At 58.3% G+C, this 21,693-nt stretch carries 19 protein-coding genes; 2 read left to right on the forward strand and 17 right to left on the reverse strand.

Annotation, left to right across the window (positions count from 1 at the left end; genetic code table 11):
- Window positions 1–697 (forward strand): RNA-guided endonuclease InsQ/TnpB family protein (locus PLU01S_RS18680; protein ID WP_084339935.1); only part of this gene is annotated, 697 nt, incomplete at its 5' end.
- Window positions 698–710: 13 nt separating this feature from the next.
- Here PLU01S_RS18680 and PLU01S_RS18685 read toward each other — a convergent pair.
- The 16 genes from PLU01S_RS18685 to PLU01S_RS18760 form a co-directional block, all read right to left on the reverse strand.
- On the reverse strand, window positions 711–1,385 hold the full coding sequence (locus PLU01S_RS18685; RefSeq protein WP_074829524.1) for a hypothetical protein: 675 nt from the start codon (window positions 1,383–1,385) through the stop codon (window positions 711–713).
- Entirely contained in the window at window positions 1,382–1,852 is a 471-nt protein-coding gene (locus PLU01S_RS18690; RefSeq protein WP_074829525.1) for a hypothetical protein, read from the reverse strand. Before PLU01S_RS18690 ends, PLU01S_RS18685 begins: the two co-directional genes overlap by 4 nt.
- Window positions 1,853–1,855: 3 nt before the next feature.
- Window positions 1,856–2,329: a hypothetical protein gene (locus tag PLU01S_RS18695; protein WP_074829527.1), complete on the reverse strand. Its 474-nt coding sequence runs from the start codon at window positions 2,327–2,329 to the stop codon at window positions 1,856–1,858.
- A 15-nt stretch (window positions 2,330–2,344) separates the two neighbouring features.
- A complete protein-coding gene (locus PLU01S_RS18700; RefSeq protein ID WP_083397987.1) occupies window positions 2,345–3,388 on the reverse strand; it encodes a hypothetical protein in 1,044 nt (347 codons plus the stop codon).
- Window positions 3,389–3,391: 3 nt separating this feature from the next.
- Complete coding sequence (locus PLU01S_RS18705; protein ID WP_074829531.1) at window positions 3,392–4,162, reverse strand: hypothetical protein; 771 nt, start codon at window positions 4,160–4,162, stop codon at window positions 3,392–3,394.
- A gap of 10 nt (window positions 4,163–4,172) precedes the next feature.
- Complete coding sequence (locus PLU01S_RS18710; RefSeq protein WP_083397988.1) at window positions 4,173–5,795, reverse strand: hypothetical protein; 1,623 nt, start codon at window positions 5,793–5,795, stop codon at window positions 4,173–4,175.
- Window positions 5,792–6,097, reverse strand: coding sequence for a hypothetical protein (locus PLU01S_RS18715; protein ID WP_074829533.1), 306 nt, complete (start codon window positions 6,095–6,097; stop codon window positions 5,792–5,794). Before PLU01S_RS18715 ends, PLU01S_RS18710 begins: the two co-directional genes overlap by 4 nt.
- Entirely contained in the window at window positions 6,094–6,549 is a 456-nt protein-coding gene (locus PLU01S_RS18720; protein WP_074829539.1) for a hypothetical protein, read from the reverse strand. Before PLU01S_RS18720 ends, PLU01S_RS18715 begins: the two co-directional genes overlap by 4 nt.
- Window positions 6,550–6,559: 10 nt before the next feature.
- Window positions 6,560–8,233, reverse strand: coding sequence for an SPFH domain-containing protein (locus PLU01S_RS18725; protein WP_074829541.1), 1,674 nt, complete (start codon window positions 8,231–8,233; stop codon window positions 6,560–6,562).
- Between the two features lie 129 nt (window positions 8,234–8,362).
- Window positions 8,363–11,341, reverse strand: coding sequence for a class I SAM-dependent methyltransferase (locus PLU01S_RS25435; RefSeq protein ID WP_074829542.1), 2,979 nt, complete (start codon window positions 11,339–11,341; stop codon window positions 8,363–8,365).
- Window positions 11,338–13,866, reverse strand: coding sequence for an LPD1 domain-containing protein (locus tag PLU01S_RS18735; protein ID WP_074829544.1), 2,529 nt, complete (start codon window positions 13,864–13,866; stop codon window positions 11,338–11,340). Before PLU01S_RS18735 ends, PLU01S_RS25435 begins: the two co-directional genes overlap by 4 nt.
- Before the next feature lie 76 nt (window positions 13,867–13,942).
- A complete protein-coding gene (locus PLU01S_RS18740) occupies window positions 13,943–14,254 on the reverse strand; it encodes a hypothetical protein (protein WP_074829546.1) in 312 nt (103 codons plus the stop codon).
- Complete coding sequence (locus PLU01S_RS18745; RefSeq protein ID WP_074829548.1) at window positions 14,251–16,194, reverse strand: ATP-binding protein; 1,944 nt, start codon at window positions 16,192–16,194, stop codon at window positions 14,251–14,253. Before PLU01S_RS18745 ends, PLU01S_RS18740 begins: the two co-directional genes overlap by 4 nt.
- A gap of 162 nt (window positions 16,195–16,356) precedes the next feature.
- On the reverse strand, window positions 16,357–19,866 hold the full coding sequence (locus PLU01S_RS18750) for a defense against restriction DarA-related protein (RefSeq protein ID WP_074829549.1): 3,510 nt from the start codon (window positions 19,864–19,866) through the stop codon (window positions 16,357–16,359).
- Between the two features lie 9 nt (window positions 19,867–19,875).
- On the reverse strand, window positions 19,876–20,196 hold the full coding sequence (locus PLU01S_RS18755; protein ID WP_074829551.1) for a hypothetical protein: 321 nt from the start codon (window positions 20,194–20,196) through the stop codon (window positions 19,876–19,878).
- Window positions 20,197–20,209: 13 nt separating this feature from the next.
- Window positions 20,210–20,461 carry a hypothetical protein gene (locus PLU01S_RS18760; protein WP_074829552.1) on the reverse strand — a complete coding sequence of 84 codons (252 nt, stop codon included), beginning with the start codon at window positions 20,459–20,461 and terminating at the stop codon, window positions 20,210–20,212.
- A gap of 54 nt (window positions 20,462–20,515) precedes the next feature.
- Between PLU01S_RS18760 and PLU01S_RS18765 the strand changes: the two genes are divergently transcribed.
- A complete protein-coding gene (locus PLU01S_RS18765) occupies window positions 20,516–21,016 on the forward strand; it encodes a hypothetical protein (RefSeq protein WP_074829555.1) in 501 nt (166 codons plus the stop codon).
- A 35-nt stretch (window positions 21,017–21,051) separates the two neighbouring features.
- Here PLU01S_RS18765 and PLU01S_RS18770 read toward each other — a convergent pair whose 3' ends face one another.
- The gene (locus PLU01S_RS18770) at window positions 21,052–21,693 is read right to left on the reverse strand and encodes a defense against restriction DarA-related protein (protein ID WP_074829556.1); all 642 of its coding nucleotides are present in this window, start codon (window positions 21,691–21,693) and stop codon (window positions 21,052–21,054) included.

Genomic DNA, 21,693 nt, shown 5'->3' on the forward strand with positions numbered 1-21,693 from the left:
CCATAACGGCCACTATTTCAAAGTATGGGATAGCTACGGCCTAGCAGGTCATAAATTCCGCTCAGGCAGCTTTAGTGAAGATGCGCGCGGGCGCTGGTACTTCAATGTTGTGGTTGATGTTGAGGAATCGGCATCAATGGGCCAGGGCGCGGTGGGTATTGACCTCGGCCTGAAAGACTTGGCGACATGCAGTGACGGCAGAACGCTGGAAAATGGCAGGTTCTATCGTGATCTGGAGCCTAAGTTAGCCATTGCCCAGCGCAGCCGAAACAAGGCCAGAACACGTGCGATTCATGCCAAGATCGCCAACCGGCGCAAAGATGCTCTACACAAGTTTAGCCGCCAGCTGGTGAACGGCTACGGCACGATAATCGTGGGCAATGTAAGCCCTTCAAAACTCGTTAAAACCAAAATGGCCAAGTCAGTGCTGGATGCTGGCTGGTCCACGCTGAAAACAATGCTGGAATATAAATGCGATCACGCAGGCATTGTTTTCAAGGAAGTAAACGAGGCGTACACCACCCGCACCTGTTCGGCTTGCGGCTCCTTAACAGGGCCAAAAGGCGTCAATGGGTTGCGTATAAGAGAATGGACCTGCTGTGAGTGCGGTGTCGCTCACGACCGCGATATCAATGCGGCCAGAAACATTCTCGCGCTCGGGCATGAGCGTCCATCTGTGGGAATCCCCGTCCTTTAGGGCGGGGAGGATGTCAAATAAGGCTGGAAAAGGTATCGAACTGGACGAATGACAGGCGCAGCTCCTGCAAGCCATCCTCTCGGCGTGAGCCTTCGTACTCAATGGAGGCAGGCCGCATGATGTACGTCTCGCTAAATGCCTTGCTGGCGTTCTCCGCCTTGGTGCTCGGCACGCCCTGCGTGATCGTGATACGCACCAGGTAGTCAACCGGCAGACCTACCGTTCCATCACCAGGCGCAATGCGTCGCTTGAGGTCCTTAAACCAGGTCTTCACGCTGCCGCCTAAGTCGTCATATGTGGTCACTGACAACTGTACAGCCTCGACGCCCTCAACCTTGTCAAAAGTGCCCGCTCCGACGTTGACCGACTCGCCGCGCACCGTTAGCGCAGAGTAGCTGTAGTCAATCACCAGCATGTTCATGTTGGGTGCGGTGCCGGTTTCAAGTGCCTGCGCGCTAAAGACAAACAGGTTGCCGCGTGCGCGATCGATCGACATGGCGTCTTCGATAGCGCTGCGCCAGTTCGACTCAGACAGGCCGCCAAACAAGGCGCGCTTGCCCTCTTTGACGCTGCTGGTGCGCTTCTGATTGAGCAGGTCGGTGCCGACTTTCAAAACCGGCGAGAGACGGCCTAGCGAGCTAAGCGCATCATTGCCGATGCGGTTGGCTATGTTTGAAAACACGCTCATATCGTCATGACACCCATGTAGAACGACATGGTTGGCATTGCCTCATGGCGCGCGTTTATGTCCGCTTGGACGGCGTCCGCACTACGCCCAAAGCCCTCGATCCCGTTGGCGCGGCTGGCCTCGATCCCCTTGGCGTTCTCAAGCTCGACGTACAAGTCAAACAAGGGCTTGATAAGCGCCAGCTCCGATGCGCTCAGGTCAAAATCCTGCGCACCTTCAAAACCGTTAGTGGCGTCTACTGGAGAATGAACACCCTGGCCATAGGCAGGAAATTGCGGTATCGGCAAGCCATCGGCAGCGGCTTGCTGCTGCATGCGCTCGAACTCACTTGGGGCGCTTTTAAGCGTTGCATAGCCGCAATAAAAACGCACAGCCTGCTTGAGGCTGCGCGTTATCTGCTCATCGGTCAGGATCACGCCTAGCGGTAGTTCCGCCAGGTACGCTGCTACCAGCTCTGAGCATTTCATGGCTTACGCCTGGCCGACGTAGTGGCCGAACATCGTGCCCGTCCAGATACCCAGCGCCGCACGGTTTTCGGTATCGCGGTCCATCGGCTCGATCTGGAACCAGCACTTAATCATGCGCGCCGTTTTCGTCGGGTTCTCGATAGTGCCTTCGTACACACGGCAATTGAAATAGCCACCGCCTTCGTTGATCTGGCGCACCATGTCACGAATGTGGTTAAGCTTGGTTTCGATCATCTGCACAGGCCCCTGAATAAAGATATTCATTTGCTGTGCCTGGCCCACCTTGATGCCCATAGGCGAAGCCACTTCGATAGAGCCCTCAGACGACAGAATCGGCATCGGGAACTGCTTAAACAGCAGCGTTCGGTCTTCGAATCCATCGATAACCATGTGCGTGTCGGAGTTGACAATCTTGTCGCCAAGCGCCAACTGAGCTTGCAGTACCTGGTTAAGGTACGCTTCGTTACTAACAGTCATGCTACTACTACCTCATTAGGTAAACATTTTTGCGATATCAGTCCGGTCTAGCGCGGTCAGCGTGGCAAGCTGGACTTGAACCGGCAGATACACGTAACGGCCCGTTGCATCACGAGGCGCATCAAGCGGATGCCCGACGGTCTCTATCACCATTGGCGGAAACGCCTGGCCTCCGTAGTTCATGGCCACCATCAGCGGCGCAATCGACGGAAACAGTGCGGTAATAAGCTTTGCAGCATCGTCCAGCGTGCGCGCTTCGCCTGCCTGGCGGATCACGCCAGCCAGCACGCCGTCGGCATAGAGCTGCTGCGGCAATGTCCAGCTTAATAGGCGTTTGTACTGCGTCATCAGCTCCTTTTCCGAGTCGCGCACGGCGCGCAGGTGGAGCGTCATATTGATGCGCATAGGCAGCATGCCGGTAAACACCTGGCGCGAGTTAAGCCGCGTAATGCCGGTGCGGTTTTCCAGCTCGTTCAAGGTCTGCTGCGCTTGCTCCGATACGCTCCCGCCCGTAATTTCAGATGGCAGAACGTCAGAGATAGCATTAAGCACCGTACCGAACTGGCCAGACTGGAGCATTGCCGCCAGCATGGGCGCTTTGCTTTCAGGGCCTGCGCCCTCGAACGGCGACTGCCAGTTTTGAGTCAGCTCAAGCGTGGCTTCGGAGATGGGGCCAAGCACATAGCTCGGCTCGGTCGGAACCTGTATGCGTTTCTTGTCGCACGCAAATAACTGCGCAATCAGCTTGGGGTTTAAGTTGCCCCATGTGACCTTTGCCGACTGGCCATTGACCAGGCTGCCGAAAAGCCCGCCCAGGAGCCCGCCCAACGGTCCCGACTGCGTTACCGCGCCGATAATTTCAGAGCCCAGGCTATCGGTAACGTCGGAGGCGACTTGCTGCGCACCACTGATTAAAGACGACGGCACGCCCACGTCCGAGGCAAAGCCCGCAAGTGACTTGCCTGCATCGCCCAAAGTAGAACGGGCTCCGTTTATGGCGGAACCCGTTGCACTTGTCACAGTGGTTGCAGCGCCCTTGATCGAATCAAAGACGCTCATGGCTTACAGCCCCATCTTGCGACGAATACGCATGCTCTTGGCACGCTTGAGCTTGGCAATGCTGGTGCGCGACTTCATAAGCATCTTACGCACGGCCACTTTCTGGCCAGCAGACAGGATCACCTTGCCCGATACGCGCTTATTGATCTTCACCTTCTTGCCATTGCGGATAGCAACGCGCTTCTTGTAGACCGCATCAAGCGCAGCTTCGTCGGAGCCGTCACCCATCACAAAGCTGGCAGGGTCGCTGCCGTCTTCGATAGCCGCCGCCACAAACTCTTGCACGCGCTCGCCCGCGTCGTTATCCCAATCGTCCAGCAGGGACACTAGGTCGTCATCTGCAACACCCATGCTTTCCAGCACGGTAGCCACGTCATCGACGATATCGGCCAGCTCCTCGGATTGCTCGTCGGTCAAGTCGTCCTCAACGTCATAGGGCAGCGCGCCAACGCACAGCGAAAGCAGGCGGTCGGCATAGCCTTCGCCCTGCTCCAGGTCGTCAGTCTCGGCCCACTGGTACACAATGGCAGCGGCGTCAATGGCAGACACGTCATCTAGCACGCCGTCAAACACGGTAACGCCGTCCAGCATAGTGACGCCGTCCAGGGCCTTATTGCCTTCGCCTTCGCCTTCGCCTTCGCCTTCGTCCTTGCCGTCTTTGCCTTCGTCAGCGGTAGTGCTGGCGGAGTCAAGTGCCTGCGTAGCGGCCTTGGCGGCCTCCAGTTCAGCCAGGCGGCGCGCGCGCGCCGCATCACGTACATACTGCATATACATTTTCTACTCCTTACTTGCTCAACGTCTGGCCGACCGTGATGATTCGCGCCACGCCGTTGTAGGAAATTTGGTAGCGAACATCCATTTTCTCTTTGGGATAGCGGGCGTTCGGCACAATCGTTGCGGTCCACGCAGAGCCTTTCAGGGCGTCAGAGGGAACAAACCACTCAGCCGCTTGAAGGGTCGGGAAAAGCGTCTCGATGTACGTTTTCATGTCTCTGAGCGCGACACTCATCGGCTTCTGCAAGCACTCCTTACCAAAGCTTGTAATAGCCGTATCCACGTCAGCAGACATCTCTGCGGTGCTAGCCAGCTTTTTATCGCCAGTAGTCAGCGCAGCAGCTACGGTCAGCGAGTCACGGAAGACGTACAGGCCGCCGTCGTTGTAAACCTCGTAGCACACAGGGTTCACGCCGACTTTCGCCAGGGCATCCAGCTGCGGGTCGGTCAGCTTGACGGTTTGGCGCATACCAGTTCGGCCAATCGGATATGCCTTGCCTGCAACCGGATAGTGCTTTGGCGCGACGTTGTTGGCGTCGGTCTGAGCGTTACGGGCGCAGCGCATGCCGATCTGTAGGCCAGACGCGCCGATGTATGCCTTACCGCCGTTAATCGGGTCATCCGAGACAACCGGCATCCAGTAGGCAACCGGATAATGCGTCGTCAGATTCAACGACTTCATGAACGCAACCACGCCTTCGACAGACAAGTCGCCAGGCACGTCGAAGGGGAACGGCTTGTTTACCTTGTAGGCAAAGTTCGCCATCTTCGAGATAAGTGCGGTATTGCGCGAACCGCCGACATGCAGATAGCCATAGCCGATATCGGTATCCCACAGCCGCTGAATGGCTGTGTCATAGTCCGCATTGGCGTAGGTAGTGCCGCCCTCGCTAAAGTAGTTCAGCGTGGCATAGCTCCACTTCTCGACGCCGTCGCTGTCCAGACCGTAGAACGGCGCAGCAGGGTCTACAGAGGTCTTGGCAACGCCGACTTCGACGAACTCGGTCAGACCGGAGACAATGGACGGCAGGTAGTAGGACATGCCGCTTTCGTCTTTGTCGGTCACGATCAACGAGCCTTGGAACTCGTCGAACAAGTCGTTACCGCTGGCAACGTCAATCAGCTTGAGCTTAATCTCGGAGCTGGCCACGGCTGCGCCATTGTCGTCGGTCTTTTCAACGGCATGAATGCCGATCTTGACGCCATCGTTAAAGCACTCCAGGTGCTTGACGCTAATCAGCGCCGTAGCAGGCAGCGTGTCAGCCACCGACCAGACAGGTGCGTCAGCAGTAGCCGGAACGGTCGCAACCATCAAGCTCAGCTTGGCAGCAGCAGGAACCAGACGAGAAACCACAGCCTGATATGCGCCAGCATCAAGGGCTTCATACAGTTGCACATGCGCTTCGTTCAGCGCACTGGCCAGGATGGATTGAGGCTGACCAATCATGCGCGCACGCACGGATTCGTCAATCAGAAATGCGCGATCAATCGCGCCGCGCTCGAAGCGACCGACCGTCGCGAAAATCTGGTCGGTATTCGATAAGACACCGCGATTCGTGGCGCCCACCAGGCTAAGCAGCTGGACACCCGACCGATACGTGATCTTATCGCGAGAGAATGCGATAGCAGTCATTTAACAGCCCCCTTGGGCAACTTCGTCGTAACACTGCCTATTTTCTCGCGCCCCAAAACGTCACCCACGGCGACTATTCCGAAAACTACGTGATGCAGCTGGTCGAAGTTCTGGCAGGTGTGAACTGCGCTTGCGCCAGGCTTGATTTCCAGCGTTGGAATGGCCTGCGCCAGTACCAATGCGTGCGGCAGCTCATGCGTGATGCAGACGTCTAGCGGGAACTCGCAGCCCTCAGACAAGCTGCGCGCCAGCGCCAGGGCATCCATGTTTTTGCCAAGCTCGATGGCCGTTACTTTGCTCATTGCGCAGCCATCCAATGCAGCCCTTCGCCTTCGTCCCAACGGAACAAGCCGCGCAGCTCGCTAATGTGGCCTTCACACGCGGCGCGGTGCTCGGCATCGCGAAAGACGACTAGGCGTTCCTCGCCTGGCTCAAGCGTAAAGCCCAGCGGGCGCAGGACTTTGGTCATAGGCGTGTGGTTGGCCAGAATTGCCGTCAGCGCGGCGGGTTCGTCGTCCTGGTCATTACCAGACGAGTCGCCTTGCTCGCCAGCTGCTGGCGTCTCGGGCGTCTCGCCTGGCTCGGGGGAATCGCCATCCTCAGAAGCAGGCGCGCCCGACTCAGGGGCCGGTACAGGGGTTCCTGCATCGGCTTGAGTCGGGTTTGCTTGCTCGGGAGCGGCGACAGTGGTGGTTTCTTCCGCTGTCTGCTCAGTAGGAGCAGACGCGGCAGCCTTAGCTTTCCGCGTCGTCATACCCTACTCCTTACGCCGCCTTGAACAGGCCGGTAACGTTGATGAGAGCCGCGCCGCACGCCGATGCCTGGTGCGGGTTGACGCTGGTGAAGTTACGGGCGTAGAGCGCCTGGCCGTAATTCATGTCCTGACCGAACGAAGTCGGCAGCACAGTCACAGGAACCGCGTCACCCATCACGAAACTGTTACGCGCCGGAGAGTTGGAGCGGCCCAAGCAGAGAATCTGCGACGTGCCAGCGGCCTCGTCTTCCACCAGTTCCCAAGGCGTGTAGTACACCTCGAAGCGACCAAACAGCTTGCCCAGGCGGTAGATGCCAGGAATAGCGGTCAGGCCGGACGGCGCGAACAGGTCGGACGGCAGGTTTTCAAACTGCGCCTTGACCAGCTTGCCGACGTAGAGGTGCGTAACGCCGCGATCCATTGTCAGCTCGGCCATCTTCTGGTCAACGATGCCCAGCACGGCAGGCAGGTCGGACCAGATTTGCGCGCGGGTCTTCTGCGACATCTGGTTGGTGTAGTCAAAGTCGAAGTCTTCAACGTTGACCGCCGCCAGTTCCAGCGCCTTACGCAGGATGGAGCGATGACGCTCGACAGTGACCTGGTTACGGGCCGCCAACAAGCTTTCGCCTTGCAGGTCCATCCCGATTTCATTCTGGTACTGCGTCTTGGAGTCAATTGTCTGAGTCAACAGACCGCGCCACGGTACAGCGTACAGGTTGTAGGTCTGGACTTGCGTCATAACCTTGGGCGTTACCGACGGATCGATTTCATAGTTAATGAAACCTTCCACGGTCACTTTCGTACCGGCTGGCAATGCAGGTGCGAAGTTCAGTACAACCGCGCCAGTGCCCAGGTTCACGCCGCCTGTGATGGCGTAAGATTCGCCTTTCAGGATGACGTTGCCAGAAATGGGGCTATTGACCGTGGCGGCGTTGGAGTTGGAGTTTTCGTAAGCGACAGGGAAGCCGTTTACATAAACGATTGTACGGTTACGCAGCAGCTTGACATTGGCCGCGCCGCCCTTGGTCAGTGACAGGCCAGCTGTACCGCTCAGACGGTCGGTTGCCAGCGCAACAGCCGCGCGACGCTCGGAGCTAAAGAACGTGCCGCCGATGTTAATGCCGTCCAGCGAGCCGCCTTGCGTGTAGTCGCCAGTGTTGGACGCGGACAGGTGCGAAACGATGCCCAGGATAGCTTGGTTGGAGCCGATGCCGGTGGGCAGGTAAGTCGCGGCAGGAAACGCCTCGGCGATAGCCGTCAGCAGGCCAATCTGAATATTCTCAGGCATGGCAGACTGCGGGTCGTGCGCAGCGGTGCTGCCGACGCCGTCAAGCAACAGCTCTTTTGCGCTCATGCCGTAGGCTTTAACCTGGTCAAGAGCCGCCTCGATCACGTCAGCGGTCGGCAGAACGCCGTGGCGCTTCTCGTGAGCGCGCATGCCTTGCAGAACGCTGTCAACGATCAGCTTGCCAGCTTTGCCGTCCAGCTTGCTGTCAAAGAAGTCCATCGTGCTTTTCAGGGAAGCAGGCATGCGTTCAGTGCTGGACTTGATAAACGAATCAACTGCACCGCCGCCATTTGCGCTGTCCAGTGCGACGCCGCCCTTCGTTTCGTGATAAAGCGAGTCGAAAGCTACTTCGGTATCGGCAGCCGACTCGTTTGCGTAGTTAGCGCGTGTAGTCATGGAAAACTCGTCTCATGAGTAATGAAAAGGTGCCCTCTAGGAGCTGGTGCTAACTGTAAGGGGGCTTGACAAGCCCCCTTTTTGGCACTTTCCCAACTACTCACGAAACGAGGTTTAAGCGGTCTTGCCTTACTTGTGAATCACGATCAGGCGAGCATTCGCGCCGGTCGTGGCCAGCAGCTTTTTATCCATGAACGTATTGGCACCCAGCTGCTCGACGTCTGCGCCGTGCTGGTCTAGCCACTCACGGAACTGCACGGCCTTGGCATCCTGGCCAATGAACACGCCTTCGCCCGCAATGGCCACCAGCCGCCCGCCAGGCTTAAGCATGCCGAACGCGCGCATGATGTGCGCGGCATCGCGGCGGTTGGAGAACGGTGGGTTCATGATAACGGCGTCATACTGCTTCTCAGGCGTGAAGCTATCGAAGTCATAATCGACAACGGTGTAGCCCTTGGCCGTGAGAATGTCGCGCAGCTGGCTGGATATCTCGATCACGTCCACGTTCGCGCCCAGCGCCTTGGCCGCGTCAGCCAGGTTGCCGTTACCGGCTGACGGCTCTAGCACGTCATCACCCTTCTTTATGCCCGCCAGGCGCGCCATACGCTCGGCCTCGGCCTTGGGCGTGGGGAAGAAGTCGATACCGACCTTTTGCCCAAGAATGGCCCGCTCAGCCTTGGCTATCGGGTCCTCAGCGCGTGCGCCTTCCGCAAATTGCAGGTACTCAGCCAGGGCCGCGCGCAACTCCTGGTTGGTTGTAATGCCGATACGGCTTAGCCGGTTCAGCCTGGCCAGGGTTTCGACCTTGTACCAGCCAAGCTCGGCATCAGCCTCCTTCTTGCCGACCATGTCGCACAGCTGCTTATAGGTCTCCCAATCAATCAGCCGTGCATAGCGGATCTTTTCCGCAAGCTTGGGCGCGCCGCGCTTGCCTTTAATCAGCTCCAAGAGCTTGGCGCGACTGGTGCCGCCCCCTTCCATCGTCGGCTCTGGCAGCTTGGCGTAAGCAACGTGAGCGAGGTTGTACGGCTCCTTTTCTACCTTGTGAGCCTCATAGGAACTCATGCCGTGCGTCTTGTCCCGATGCGCCTCGTCACGGGCATAGCGCAAGCGCTCCTGTAGGGCCTCAACAGCCGCTTTACTGTCTACGCCTGCCAGGTGCGGGGCCTTGCCCTGCTCGATAGCGTCTGCCAGGTTGTTAATGGTCAGGGCAATGGCGCGGTCTTTCTCGGCGCGCTCCATGATGCTAGCGGCCATGCTGGCTCGACGGTGCGTATTGGTTAGCCGGTCGGCATTGATTTCACTCTCAGCGCGGGCCAGCGTGCTGGCGGCGACCTGGCGCAGCTTGGCAACTTGCTCGGTCTTTTTGCGCTCGGCCCGCTCCTGCTCATTGGCCAGGCGGTCGGCTTCGGCTTGCTGGCGCTTGCGTTCGGCCTCGGCAGGGTCTACCGGCTCGGCGGGCGCAGTCTCGGCAGGCGCAACGCCCATCGACTCCAAGTGCTTTTCACGAATGAAATACCCGCCGTCCTTCTTGAACGTGTATTCATCGATAGCCTTGGCCTCGGCATAGCTCAGGTCCTTGCGCACAATGCCGCGCAGAGTCTTGCCGCGCCCTGTTACGTGCTCGATGACCTCATAGGCAGGCGTGCTGGTCTCGGGCTCGGGCTCAACCTCGGGCGTTGGAGCGGGCTCGTCGGTCTTTTCCTCTCTGCCAGGCCAAGGCAGCTTCTTGAGTTTGGCCGCCTCCTCATAGCCGCCAATGTTTGCTACGGCAGGGTTATAGAGCACAACCGTGATAGCGCCTGGTTGCAAAATCCAGCCTTCTGGCGAGTTGGGCTCAACGAACGCCACACCGTCATAACCGGCATCGACTACGCGCTGGCGCAGTTCGTTACCGTTAGTGATGTTTGTCACCAGCGCCAGCAAGTCTGCCGGTGCATCAGGGCCGGTTAAGTCGATCACGCGCGCTGCTGCGGACAGGGACACATCCAGGACGACACCGCCATCCTCTAAAATTCGCTCCTCCTCCGTGCCGCTGCCTTCCTCAATCTTGGTAAGCATCTTGACAGCAGACGCGCCCGCAAAGAATCGGGCATAGCCACGCTGGTCGGTCGTCAGGTAGAAGCCTGCACCCTGGTGGTCGAAGTTGCCGCCTTTGCGATGGCCTGTTTCGTACTGCGTAAACGGCAGGCCAGTGCCGTGATACAGCGGGCGCGGGGCGAATAGCGGGTACTCTGGCGCAGCTGTAGGTTCCTGGCTCTGCCGCCATTCGATATAGCGGTTTAGCTTGGCTCTAGTGTCGGCAGTCTGCCTTGCCCCTTCGGCGGCCACGGCTGGCGCAGTACGACGCCCGCCGTCGCTCATCTCGCGGCGGGCAGCGCGTTGCAGTGACTCTATATCTCCACCTAGCTTGTCACGCATAGCGATAAGCTCAGGCAAGCTTAAATGCTTCCAGCGAGCTTGCGACTCGGCAAGCTCGTCGCGGTTGGCCTTCTCGAATCGCTGCTCAGCCGTCAGGCGATCCTCCGGCCTGGCCTTCCAGTAGGCTTGCGTTGCGCGCTCGACCGCGTCGGCCTTAGAGTTGGCGGTAAAGAAGCCGCTAGCCTCTATGCTGTGCTTGTACTTCCAGGTATCGCCCCATTGTTTGAGCAAGTTCAAGTCGATCAGCTCGGCTTCGGAGACCTGTGCAGGCGTCTCCTTTTCTGCGCGCGCCTTGTCTTGCAGCTTGTACGTGACGGCCCAGGACAGGGCCTCAAGCTTCTTACGGCCTTTCTTGTCGTAGAGGTTAATGGTCGGCTGACCATTTTCCAGGTAGCGACCTTTCTCGTCTCGCGGGTTTAGGTGCTCGCGCTCAACCTGCTCGCGCAGCTGCTTAAGCTGGTCTAGTGAGTAGTCCGAAAGCTTGACGGCGTCCCAGCCAAAGTTTTTAAGCCGCTCCGGCTCAGGCTCAACCGGCTTAGGAGCCTGGCCACCCAGCTGCTGTATCAGCATTGTGATACGGCGGGCGATCCCGACACGCGCCAGCGCGGAAGCCCCGCTAAGGGCCTCCTTCTCTTTGGCAAGCTCAGCAGACAGACGAATCCGCTGCATTACAGATAGGTCTGTCATTCCATGTCCTCCAGTATCTCGGAGACACGAGCGACAATCTCGTCCTCCTCCTCGGGCGAGTCAAAAAAGCAAATAGGGATTAGCTCCATGACGCGCTGCGCCATGCGGGTACGGTCTGCGCCAGGGCTCGATTCGCGCAGGTTGCGCAGCACGTTGGCCAGCTCCTGGTTGGGCTCCATTGCGCCGAAAATTGAATCCAGTAGCGCAGGGTTGGCGCTGGCCTTCTCGAATACCTGCTCCGAACGGATGGCGTCGAAAAAGGCGTCGAACGCCTCATTGATGCGCGTTCGCTCCTCGCCCTCGGGATAGGGGTTCCACTGGATGCCCAGCAGCGCATCGTAGTGGTACTTGTTATCGGCGTAGATGCTCAGGTAGTCGTTTTTGCGGCCATCCTTGGCTAGCTTGTCCTCCAGATAGCTCTGGAAGGCCCGCGCGGCCAACTCGTGAGGCTCTGACCAGTATTTACCCTCTGAGCCGCCATCCAGGCGGACGGCCTCATAATAAAAGCTCGATACAGGGCGTCCGGTTTTGACCTGCACGTAATCTTCGCCATCGGGCGCGTAGTAGGCAGCGGCCAGCGTCACCCAGGCTTTGCAGTTGGCAATAGAGCGCTTGTCGTTGCGGTCCATGAAGTAGTCACGGATACCCTTGATAGCGGCCTCTGCATTGCCTGCATTCTTGATCGTGCGGGCCAGGCCGTTTGGGCTATACCCGTCAACGTTGTGCCTGGCGCGGGCGCGGTCCTTTTCCGTCACCTTGAACGTTTCTGTTAGGCGCTTATCACCACTGCGGAAGACGCCGCTTAACCGAATCATGGCATCCTGCACCACGCCTGGCGGTAAAGCGGACGGGTTAGCGCTGGCATAGTTGCGCGCCGGTCCCGCCTGGCCGGTCATCAGCTCCGCCAGCATGTCGTCGATGGCGTGGAAATACTCGTGGCCCAGCGCTCCGCCGCCGCCCATCTTCGTCAGGTTGATAACGCGGTGTACCGACTCATAGTGCGCCCGCGCTGCGCCGCCAAAGCCTGCGTTACCCTGCCCGCGCGCGCCGAATGCCATTGCCAGGCGACCGCCCAGGCCCACAGCCTTGGCATCGATGCCCAGGATATCGGACAGGTCAAGCATGGCCGCTGCGGTTTGCTCAGTGTGGAATTTGGCGCTATTGGGGTCTTTCTGCACCCAATTGCCGGTCTGCACGTCGCGGAAGTTGAGCAGGTCCTTAAGCGCGAAGGTTGAATCGACACTGACCTGGCGGCCACCGATACGCTCGTAACGCTCGGCAACCTTGAGCTGGAAATTGATCTCCTGGCGCTTGGCCCGCTTAACGACGGTGCGCTCCTTTTCCGACCAGCTCCAGTCAGTGATTTTCCCGTTCTTGGCGCGGGTCACATGACTGGCGAACGCATCAGAGCCCTTGTAACTGCGCCAATGCAGCAGCCCGAAAAAGCGCTCGCCAAAGGTCAGCCATCCGCGCGTAAGCTCGGATTCAAGAATGTTGCGGGTCTTGGCCGCCTCGGTAATGGCGCGCTGCTGCCGGTACAGGTCCTGTATCTGCCCATTGATTCCGCCAGAGAGGCGAATCGACCGGCCATTCTCGTCAGCCTTGGTCTCGTAAACATCCTTGTATTCAGGGTTAGCTTTATCCCAATCGATCAGCGCGTTTGTAGCGGCTTCAACAGCAGGCGTCAGCTTGTCGATATTGGCTTGCAGCTCGGGGTCTGGCTTCCACTTGCGACGAATGCGCGAATCCTGCTGGCGCTGGTACTCCCACAGGTCGCCGCGCACAGTGCTTAGGGCGTTTTCCAATACCGCTCGATCAGCCTTGAGCGCGCGCAGCTTCGCCGAAAGCGCGCCTATCTGGTCTTGTAGCGCCCGATAGTCGTCCGACTCCTCGGCATTGAGCTGCACACCCGAAAGCTCGTCCTTGATCTCCTCCAGCACGTCGGTAACTTCGCCAGGCGTGCGGCAGGTCTCCAGGCGGTCACGGATCGTCTGCAAGGCCGTGGCGTAGTCCTTGCGGGCGCGCGGCGTGTCAGCGCTTGGCTGCGGCGCGATAGAGGCATAGATACGGTCAATCAGGAACCCAGCAGCAGGGTCCATGCCGTCAGTCTTAAGCGCCTCCCAATCGACCTGCCCGAATAGGTTGCTTTTTACAATCAGCTCGGTCGCCAGGCGCGGGTTTTGCTCGATAGCAGACCAGTCCAGGTCGGTCGCCAGCAGGCGAGCACCAGAGTCGCGCGCGGCCCGAATTTGGTCCTGCGCAAGCTCCTTGCGGCTGGCAGCGATATAGCCGGTATCACGATAGCGGTAGTTAGGGGCGCTAGGGTCGTCAGATAAGCCGTCGTCCTCGACGTCTGCCGCTGGCGCATTCATGCCCAGGCGCTCCATAAGCTCGACCGCATCACGAGAGACGCGCACGCGCTCCAGTGGCTTCAAGTCGCTATTGAGCTGCTTGGTCTTGGCGGCAAGCGCGCCGTTAATGCGCACCCGCTCAAGCGGCGTTATCGCCGCGTCTAAGATAAACATAGGGAGTAATCGCCACGTTAAACAGTGGCTCATACTCCCCTAGTTAAAGACTGCCTTTCGGCGAGGCTTTCCGGCGCTACGCCGTCTTGGTCAGGTCCGACAAGGTGCGGTCGTACAGCTCGCTCGTCATGCTAATTGTAGTCTCTGCATCCGGCATGACGGAGATTCCGTAGCGGTCGGCTTCGATCAGGGTCAGCAGGTCTACCGGCTGGACATTTTCAGCCGATAGCAGTCGCCCAAACCGGCCCGTTTGCACGGTCATGTCCAGGTAGTCGGCAAAATAGTCAATGGCAGACTGCTTGCCCGAATACTCGACCGGCGCGCTTTCATCCTCGGCCCACTGCGCGCAAGCGACGCCGTAGGGGGTCAAAATATCGTACTTCGTCATTCATTTTCTCCCCGTTCTTGGCGCAGGTATTTGGCCAGCGACGTAATGCTTTTACGCGGATTGCGCACACCGTCGCCTACAAAGAGCGCTTGGTACGCATTATAGGGCGTCAGGCCCATGTTACGGCAGTAGCAGATTAGCACCTTGACCATATCAAGCGAATCGTGAATCGTTGCGCGCATTGGCGAAGAATCGTTATTGAATGGCATATGCAGCACCATATAGCCCTTGCTTGCTCGCTTGGTAGCCTCGTTGCGGAACGATCCTGAAAACACCCTATAGTCGCCGCTCTCACCCACAAACGTAGCGCGCGACTTCTCGCCCAGCACGGTACGCTTGAGGTAGTAAGTGATGCTCCCGTAGTCCTCCTGCATAACGTCCCACCAGTCGGTTTTATCAAGCGTCACCTCGGCGGCCACGTACTTGATATCCTTGGTAATCTGCTTTTCAAGTCTTGCAGCCTCCCTGGCTTCTTCGGCGGCCTTTTCGCGCAGGGCCTTAACATGCTCCTCCTGGTAGTCGCGCCTGGCCTGCATGACGGGCGTCAGCTCGCTGGTGAGATAGCCCGATACCAGCGCGAACATTTCAGGGTCTAGCGCTGCAAGCTTGGCGGCATCGGTCGGCGTGGCCAGCATCTCAATGCCCATCGAAAAGACTTCGGTAAGTCCGCCAGGGTAGATTTTGCCGATATAGGGATGCAGGAAACTATCCTTGTACGCGATTTCGTCCGCATTGAACTGGTCTGTGTTCATTAGGGAGTTAATCGTGTAACGGGTCGTGCTCTCGCGGCGCTTGACTAGAAAGCCATTAGCAGCGGCCATTGCGATAGGGTCGGATTCGATCAGGTGAGAAAGCTCATGGAACAGGGTTTTGCGGTCAAAGCGCGCGCCTACGTTAATGCGCTTCTCGCCTGCCAGCGACTCTATATTCTCGGCATGGGCGCGGGCATCCGAAAATATAAACGTGACCGCTGAAACCTTGCCGCCAGTGAGCCGGTAATAGTCCGCCATGTCCGCAAGAAACGCCTCCCTTGCGTACCCCGCCCGACTCATGGCGTCGGCGGCGGCCTTCTCAATCACCTGGCTGGCTGCCCAGCTCTCGGCCTGTGCCTGCGTGACCGGAGAGGCCGCTCTAATCGCGTCCAGGACGTGTTCACCCTCCGACGCTACCTGGTCACGCGCCTGGCGCTTGTAATCCTCCAGAGTCGCGCCGTAGGCGTCCCACTGCGCTTTCATCTCGTCATGGTCGGCGCGGTAGCGGTCCTCATGGGCCTGGCGCTGCTCAATGATCTTAGCAATAAGCGCTTTGCTTGCCTCACTGCCGTCATGCTCCCTTAGCAGGCGGCGGTGCTCCTCCAGTAAGGCTGCCGACTCCTCTTTAAAGTTCGCATTGCGGGCCTTGATGGCCTCATACAGGCGCATGTACTCAGGGTCAGCCATTGGGCTCTTTTGCATACGCGCCAGGGCATCATTGATCTGACCGGCCACCGCCTCGCTGTGAACGCCCGTTATCACGCCACGGCCTGCATACTCGTTATAGGCCGCCTCATAGAGCGCATCGCGCGCGCCTGGCTCCTTGACTGCCTGGCGCGCAATAGCTGCCGCCTGCGTGGCCGCCTCACTCGCGCCAAGGTATGACGCCATGTTAGCCAGGTTATGGGCCTCAAACGGCACCAGGGCGCTTGGCAGCTCATGCAGACCGCTGGCAAGGTACGCTTCAAGGCTGGCGCGTGCCGTTTCCTTGTCGCCATAGGGTAGCGTGACCGTAGCAGGCGGCGCGCCTGCCGATACGCCAAGCTTGTCCAGCAAGGCAACCGCTTCACGCGCCAGGCGTAGGCGCTCCAGAGCCTTGAGTTGCCCCTTAAGCAGCATCGCAAGCTTTGCCAGTGCGCCGCCAATCTTTACCCGCTCGCGCGGCGAAACTGAATCCAGTAGATACATAGAGTAATGGCCAGGTTAATCAATGGCTCATCATCCACCAGGCTGTGCAAGTGGCTTGCGTTCACTTTCCGGCAGGCAAAAAAAAGGCCCGCCATACAGCGAGCCTTTAATGTTTGGCTTTCCTTAGCCCGTCACCAGTGAGCCATTAACGCCCGCTGGAAATTACAGCGCTGCCTTGGCAGCTGCTACAACGGCGTCAGAATACGCCATTGCAGCTTGTTCGAACAGCGATTCTAGCTCGGAGTCGCCGCCCTCCCCTAAACCGAACTCACTAGCGATAGCCTCCAGGCGGTCAGCCAATGCGGTATCCATAAAGTCTACCTGGCCATCAATCACGCTTTGCAGGTAGGCGCGCGCCTCGCCAGTGCGGTCGTCTTGCTCGTTCACAGTATTGTCCTCGGGTTCGGCAGCGGGCTCAGGTTGTGGTGCTGGCGCGGGCTCAGGCTCAGGCTCGGCAGGCTTGGCCAGAATTTCGATAACGCCCTCAGCATTGGTGCCCTTCGTCCACTCCTGCGTCATGACAAAGGCATTAGCCATCACAATCGCGTCGGCGTCGCTTTCGGTAATGTCCAGCTTTTCAGCCAGGCCGCTGATAATCGCCGCTTGCCAGTCGCTATGGGTCCGCTCGTCGGTCTTTTTAGCCTTGTCGCCCTCTACTCCATCGGGGCGCAGCGGCTCGATAATTGGAACGTCAGACTGCATGCGCATACCCATTACCAGTTGCCGCACCTTGCCGTCGTCAGATTCTGCATAAATTTGACCATCACGGCCCGAATTTGCTACGCAGGTCATCTTGAACGAGGCATAGCCAAGCTTTTGGAATGCGACCGCCATGTCTAGCAGATAGCTGGCATTAATGAACGCAAACCTATCGCCAATCTCGACACGCACGCCCATGAACTTAAGCACGGTTACATAGCGTAGGGCCTTCAAGGCCGCGCGAGCATAGGCCGCCACGCGCTTAGACGTAAATCGGCGCAGCTCACCACTGCGAACAGACGTCGGCATGACGCGCGACCAATCAGGATAGCGGCCTTCGATCCAATTGCCTTTCTCGTCAACAACGGTATAGCCCATCTGTTTGGCTACTTCCGACTTTTTCGGAACGCCAGCCAAGTCCACATCGCTAATCACCATCATCCGATGACCGTCAGTAGATACGATCAGCTTGCCCGCCTCGTCAACGTGTACGCCGTTCAGGTAGGAGCGAATGTCTTTCTTGGCCGCTGTATCAAATGCGACCTTGAAGCGGTCAGCAGGACTCTTGGCCTCTTTAACATTCTTCTCGATAGGCGTAAGGGCTAGATTTGTAATGCCCTCTATTTCAATCACGTTGCGACTGCCCTTAGCGCCTGCTGGCGGAAGCGGCTGCTTGGACAGGTCCCCCTCAAGAAAGGCTCGCGCAGCGGCCTGGTAGTCCACTGGATTTTCACCGTTCGGCTGGAAGCTGCCTGCCTTGAAGCGGCGGAGCGTGGCAGCAGCGTCATCATTGAGATTGCCAGCCTCAATACTGCCGATCTGACTAGGCTTAATATTGAACAGGCGGTAAAAATCATTAGCCCACGGCTGGCCCGAAAGGTCTAGCGCGCCAGTTTTGACCGCGCCCACCATCATAACGTCAGTTTTGACAATAGCGTCATCACTCACTTGTTCGCGGTACAGCTCGCGCGCAGCTACAGCCAGCTCAGTCTTGGCCTTCTCGCGGGAGGAATTGAGCGTGCCCGTCAGCAGCTCCATAGCCTTGGTGCGGTCTTTCAGAATCTCATCACCCAGGCGAGCAATAAGCATGTCGCGTGTTACAACCTGGCTGCCTGCCTTGAGGCTATTGAGCACCCGGTAGTTCTCGACTGTTTCATCGACCTGCGCCAGCTGCTCGGGCGTCAAGTTGAGCGGATTAGATTCGTCCACAGCAGGCGGGGTCTCGGCTTCCGGCTCTGGCTGCGGCTCCGTCTCGCTGCCTCGCTTCGTAACGATGGCCTCCAACGCTTTATCGACCATCACCTTAATGGCCTCCTCGTCGGAACCCTGGCGCGGAACAGTACCCATTGAATCCTGGCCTTTCTCCTCCAAGACAAAACCCGCAAATGACTTGCCATTGCCCGACAAGCGAACTCGAATACCCAGGCCGTCTGCCGCAACGGCTCCGAAGTCGGTCACGTCACTAAACAGAGTCTTATACTCTTGAGGAATCAAGCGGCGAGCGATATCGGCAATCGTCTCAGGGTTGCGCGCGACAGAAGCCTGGTGACTATCAATCATCTGCTGCTTAATGGCGTCGCGATTCTGCAAGGTCGCAGGAAGGGCCTGCTCCAGCTCGGACACAAAGGATTCGAGCGGGACGCGCGAAGAATCTGACACTCCATACTTTTGAGCAAGGTTTGCAAGAAATACAGCAACATCAAAGTCGGCCACCGGCTCAGGGTGCTCGGTTGCGCCTTGCTCACTGCCAGGCTGCGGCGGCTGAATAGCACGTTTGGCGGCCACCTTGGCTTCCAGGTCCTCGATTTCAGCATCCAGGGCGCGCAAAGTGTCCTCGTGCTGAGCAATCACGGTCTTGTTCGATTCAATGCTGGCCAGTCGCTCGGCGCGGGCCGTGTTGGCCTTGGCGAACTTGTCGCTATTCTTCTCGGCCAGCTTCATGACGCGGCGCGCCACTTCGCGCGGATTCAGGTCGCGGCCATTCTCGGGCGCAACCAGAATCGTGATATCACGCTTGTTTAGCAGCCACTTCCAGCTCACCAGCTCGTCGGTTGGTAGAATCTTGTTCGGCGTAGAGTCAGGGTTATGGAAGAAGATAGCCACGGTCTGGCCGTCGGACAGCTCAAACACCGCGCAAATGTTGGTTGTGCCTTTCTGACGGAATGGCCCAGTAATTTGCAGGCTGACCGGCTTAACCTTCTCGCCGACGCCTTCCATTACGCGCTGTATCTGCTCCATTTTGGTTTGCAACTTGGCGCTAACGACAACCAGAGCGTCAAGCGCAACCACGCCTTCGCTATCCTCCAGAATGTCAGCCACGCTGACCGCATCCAGCAGCAGCCCTTCGGTGTCCTCGCGGCGCAGACCATACAGCAAGGTCGCAAGGCTCGTGCTAACCGGCTCGGCGGCACTGTCCCAAATAATGTTTGTCATGTTTTCGTCTTCGCTATCGTAGGGTAAAGCCTTGCTCGTGAAAGGCTTGCTTGTGTCGCCAAACTTGAGCCACCAGCAGAACTGCGCAACCGTTGCATTCACGATGGAGCCCAGGCCCGTCCAGCCGCGCTGGTATGAGTTCATGTATGCCGTGCGCGCGCTTTCCTCGTCAGCAAACGCCAGCATGACCTTGTGTTCATCAAAGGAGCCGTCTTTGCCGTTCTGATTCACGACAAACACGCGATTAGATTCAGGGACCGGCCCGACATAGCAGTCCACGTCGTCGCCGTCAGCGCCGACATAGCCTGAGATATAGCCATAGTGGGCCTGGCAGATAACCGACCAGGGCGCACCGTCCGTTTTGCCGATGCGACGCTGGCCCTGCGGCGTCTCAATCGCAATATCCAGGCCGTACAGAGACACGCGCCCTTTTTTGTAGGTGCCCGCGACGGTCTGAGCTAACGACGGCTGCGCGGTCCCATTGATGCCAAAGGCACCGGAGTTTGCAGCAGATTGGATAGAGCTATAGGTATCGTTCATGCCGCCAGATTAGCGGCGTTTTGAGCCCTTCTTTTTGGCGCTTTCCGACACGGCCAGCCATCCGGCAAAAAGCGGGGTCATGCCCTTGGCATCATCGTTTCCAAGGTCGTCCAGAAGCTCGCTAAGCGTGGGGTTAAGCTCGCCCAGCAGCATCGCGCGGGGCGTATCAATCGTGCTATGTACACGCGCTAGATTTCCGTGGGCATCGACGCATAAGAGCCAGGCGCGAAGCGTCCAGCGACGGCGCTTTCTCTTGCATTCCTCTCGGGTTGTGTTGCGGTAGCTCAGGCCCTGGCGGAACTGGCTATGAAAGCGGACAGCGACAAGCATGGGGGCTCACAGGTCAGGTAATGCGCTCGATACTCAGCACGGCCCAGGGTATCAACCCGCTGGCGCGCGCCTTCTTCTGCACTTCGATAGTGGCGAGCAATTCGCTCATGGTCGGGTAAGTGTCCACGAATCTGATAGGTAGTCCGCCATCAGGCTTCCGAACGGAAAGCGTCACGCGAATGCTTGGACCTGGCTGATACGCTGGCTTCTTCTTGACGGGCACTGAAATACCCAGCGCCTCCCTAAACTCATGTTCGGTAAGCATGTAATTCCCACTTCGGCCAATAGCGTGCTACCTATCAGCATAGACGGAATATCCATGAAAGATGTAGCTACAGAAACAAACAAGGCTGCACGCCTGCAAAAAATACAGGTCAGTATTGGCGGCTACCAGGGCAGGCCGGTCACGCTGCTATGCGCGCTCGATGACTCCACCAACGTGCTGACCATTGCAGCCGAAAGCCCGATTTTGACCGAGCGCAAGGAAGGCTTTGCGGTTGTGACGAATCAGGATACGGACTCGTTTGACATGAAATTCACAGACGACTTGATTCGTGACGCCATCACGTCGTATTACGCCCGCTCCAGCCAGGAAACGCTAGCTGTGCTGGATGCCCTGGCGCGCTTCTCGCCCGATAACGCCATCACTAAGGATAGCTTTGACGAACGCGGCCCGCGCTACCGTATCAGCCCCGACATTCAGAACGGGCAGCTGGCGATACTGGCGGCCTGCGCGTTTGCCGACCGGCAGCAGCCCATGAACGCCATCACCAGCATGGCCAGCGAACTCATGCAGCTGTACCAGGCATACACGTTCTAATCGGCACAAAAAAGCCCGCACCTGGCGGGCTTCTCTTACGCTTCGTCGAACAGTGTGCCCGTCACCTTGACCGGCTCACCTTCGGGCTCATCCGCGCTATCAAACAGCGGCTCCGTCACGTCATCTTCGAACGGCTCGCGGTCTTCGTCTTCCTCCTCCTCCTCGGCAGTACCTTGCACCGAGTCTAACGCCTGCTCGCCAAGCTCTGCCTTAAGCTCATCGCGGCGCGTCGTGGCCTCCTCGATCTGCTTGGCCAGCTGCTCGATGCGCTCGGCTTGGGCATGCTCGATCTTGGGCGCAGCGGACTTGATGCCTTTGGGTATTTCGACCGCCTTACGCGCGAGCTGCTTTTGAAACTTGGCTTGATTGGCCTTAGCAGCAGCGGCAATTTCTGCTAGCGCCTTGGTAGCATCCTGCTGGTGGATTGGTAGCACGTTGCCGTTCAGTAGCACGCGGAATACGTCGCCGGTCAGCTTGACCATTAGCGTGACGGTCTGCCCGCTAGCCAGCGTCAGCATGGCCTGCCGGTAGCCTACGCCCGCCGTGCGCTTGGGCTTAAGGTCATAGCTGCTTGATACAACCGGCTGACCTGCGCGCAGCATGATCTGAGAGACTTTCTTGAGCGAGCGCTTAGCGTCCGACTCGTTGTCAAAGTCGAAAAGTATGTTGTCTGCCAT

This window comes from Pseudomonas luteola NBRC 103146 (genome assembly GCF_002091675.1).
Lineage (GTDB): Bacteria > Pseudomonadota > Gammaproteobacteria > Pseudomonadales > Pseudomonadaceae > Chryseomonas > Chryseomonas luteola.

What these genes read in the sequence shown, in the direction of transcription:
- PLU01S_RS18685 (WP_074829524.1), bottom strand. Translation starts at nt 1,385, where the DNA reads ATGAGCGTGTTTTCAAACATAGCCAACCGCATCGGCAATGATGCGCTT.
- PLU01S_RS18690 (WP_074829525.1), bottom strand. Translation starts at nt 1,852, where the DNA reads ATGAAATGCTCAGAGCTGGTAGCAGCGTACCTGGCGGAACTACCGCTA.
- PLU01S_RS18695 (WP_074829527.1), bottom strand. Translation starts at nt 2,329, where the DNA reads ATGACTGTTAGTAACGAAGCGTACCTTAACCAGGTACTGCAAGCTCAG.
- PLU01S_RS18700 (WP_083397987.1), bottom strand. Translation starts at nt 3,388, where the DNA reads ATGAGCGTCTTTGATTCGATCAAGGGCGCTGCAACCACTGTGACAAGT.
- PLU01S_RS18705 (WP_074829531.1), bottom strand. Translation starts at nt 4,162, where the DNA reads ATGTATATGCAGTATGTACGTGATGCGGCGCGCGCGCGCCGCCTGGCT.
- PLU01S_RS18710 (WP_083397988.1), bottom strand. Translation starts at nt 5,795, where the DNA reads ATGACTGCTATCGCATTCTCTCGCGATAAGATCACGTATCGGTCGGGT.
- PLU01S_RS18715 (WP_074829533.1), bottom strand. Translation starts at nt 6,097, where the DNA reads ATGAGCAAAGTAACGGCCATCGAGCTTGGCAAAAACATGGATGCCCTG.
- PLU01S_RS18720 (WP_074829539.1), bottom strand. Translation starts at nt 6,549, where the DNA reads ATGACGACGCGGAAAGCTAAGGCTGCCGCGTCTGCTCCTACTGAGCAG.
- PLU01S_RS18725 (WP_074829541.1), bottom strand. Translation starts at nt 8,233, where the DNA reads ATGACTACACGCGCTAACTACGCAAACGAGTCGGCTGCCGATACCGAA.
- PLU01S_RS25435 (WP_074829542.1), bottom strand. Translation starts at nt 11,341, where the DNA reads ATGACAGACCTATCTGTAATGCAGCGGATTCGTCTGTCTGCTGAGCTT.
- PLU01S_RS18735 (WP_074829544.1), bottom strand. Translation starts at nt 13,866, where the DNA reads ATGTTTATCTTAGACGCGGCGATAACGCCGCTTGAGCGGGTGCGCATT.
- PLU01S_RS18740 (WP_074829546.1), bottom strand. Translation starts at nt 14,254, where the DNA reads ATGACGAAGTACGATATTTTGACCCCCTACGGCGTCGCTTGCGCGCAG.
- PLU01S_RS18745 (WP_074829548.1), bottom strand. Translation starts at nt 16,194, where the DNA reads ATGTATCTACTGGATTCAGTTTCGCCGCGCGAGCGGGTAAAGATTGGC.
- PLU01S_RS18750 (WP_074829549.1), bottom strand. Translation starts at nt 19,866, where the DNA reads ATGAACGATACCTATAGCTCTATCCAATCTGCTGCAAACTCCGGTGCC.
- PLU01S_RS18755 (WP_074829551.1), bottom strand. Translation starts at nt 20,196, where the DNA reads ATGCTTGTCGCTGTCCGCTTTCATAGCCAGTTCCGCCAGGGCCTGAGC.
- PLU01S_RS18760 (WP_074829552.1), bottom strand. Translation starts at nt 20,461, where the DNA reads ATGCTTACCGAACATGAGTTTAGGGAGGCGCTGGGTATTTCAGTGCCC.
- PLU01S_RS18765 (WP_074829555.1), top strand. Translation starts at nt 20,516, where the DNA reads ATGAAAGATGTAGCTACAGAAACAAACAAGGCTGCACGCCTGCAAAAA.
- PLU01S_RS18770 (WP_074829556.1), bottom strand. Translation starts at nt 21,693, where the DNA reads ATGGCAGACAACATACTTTTCGACTTTGACAACGAGTCGGACGCTAAG.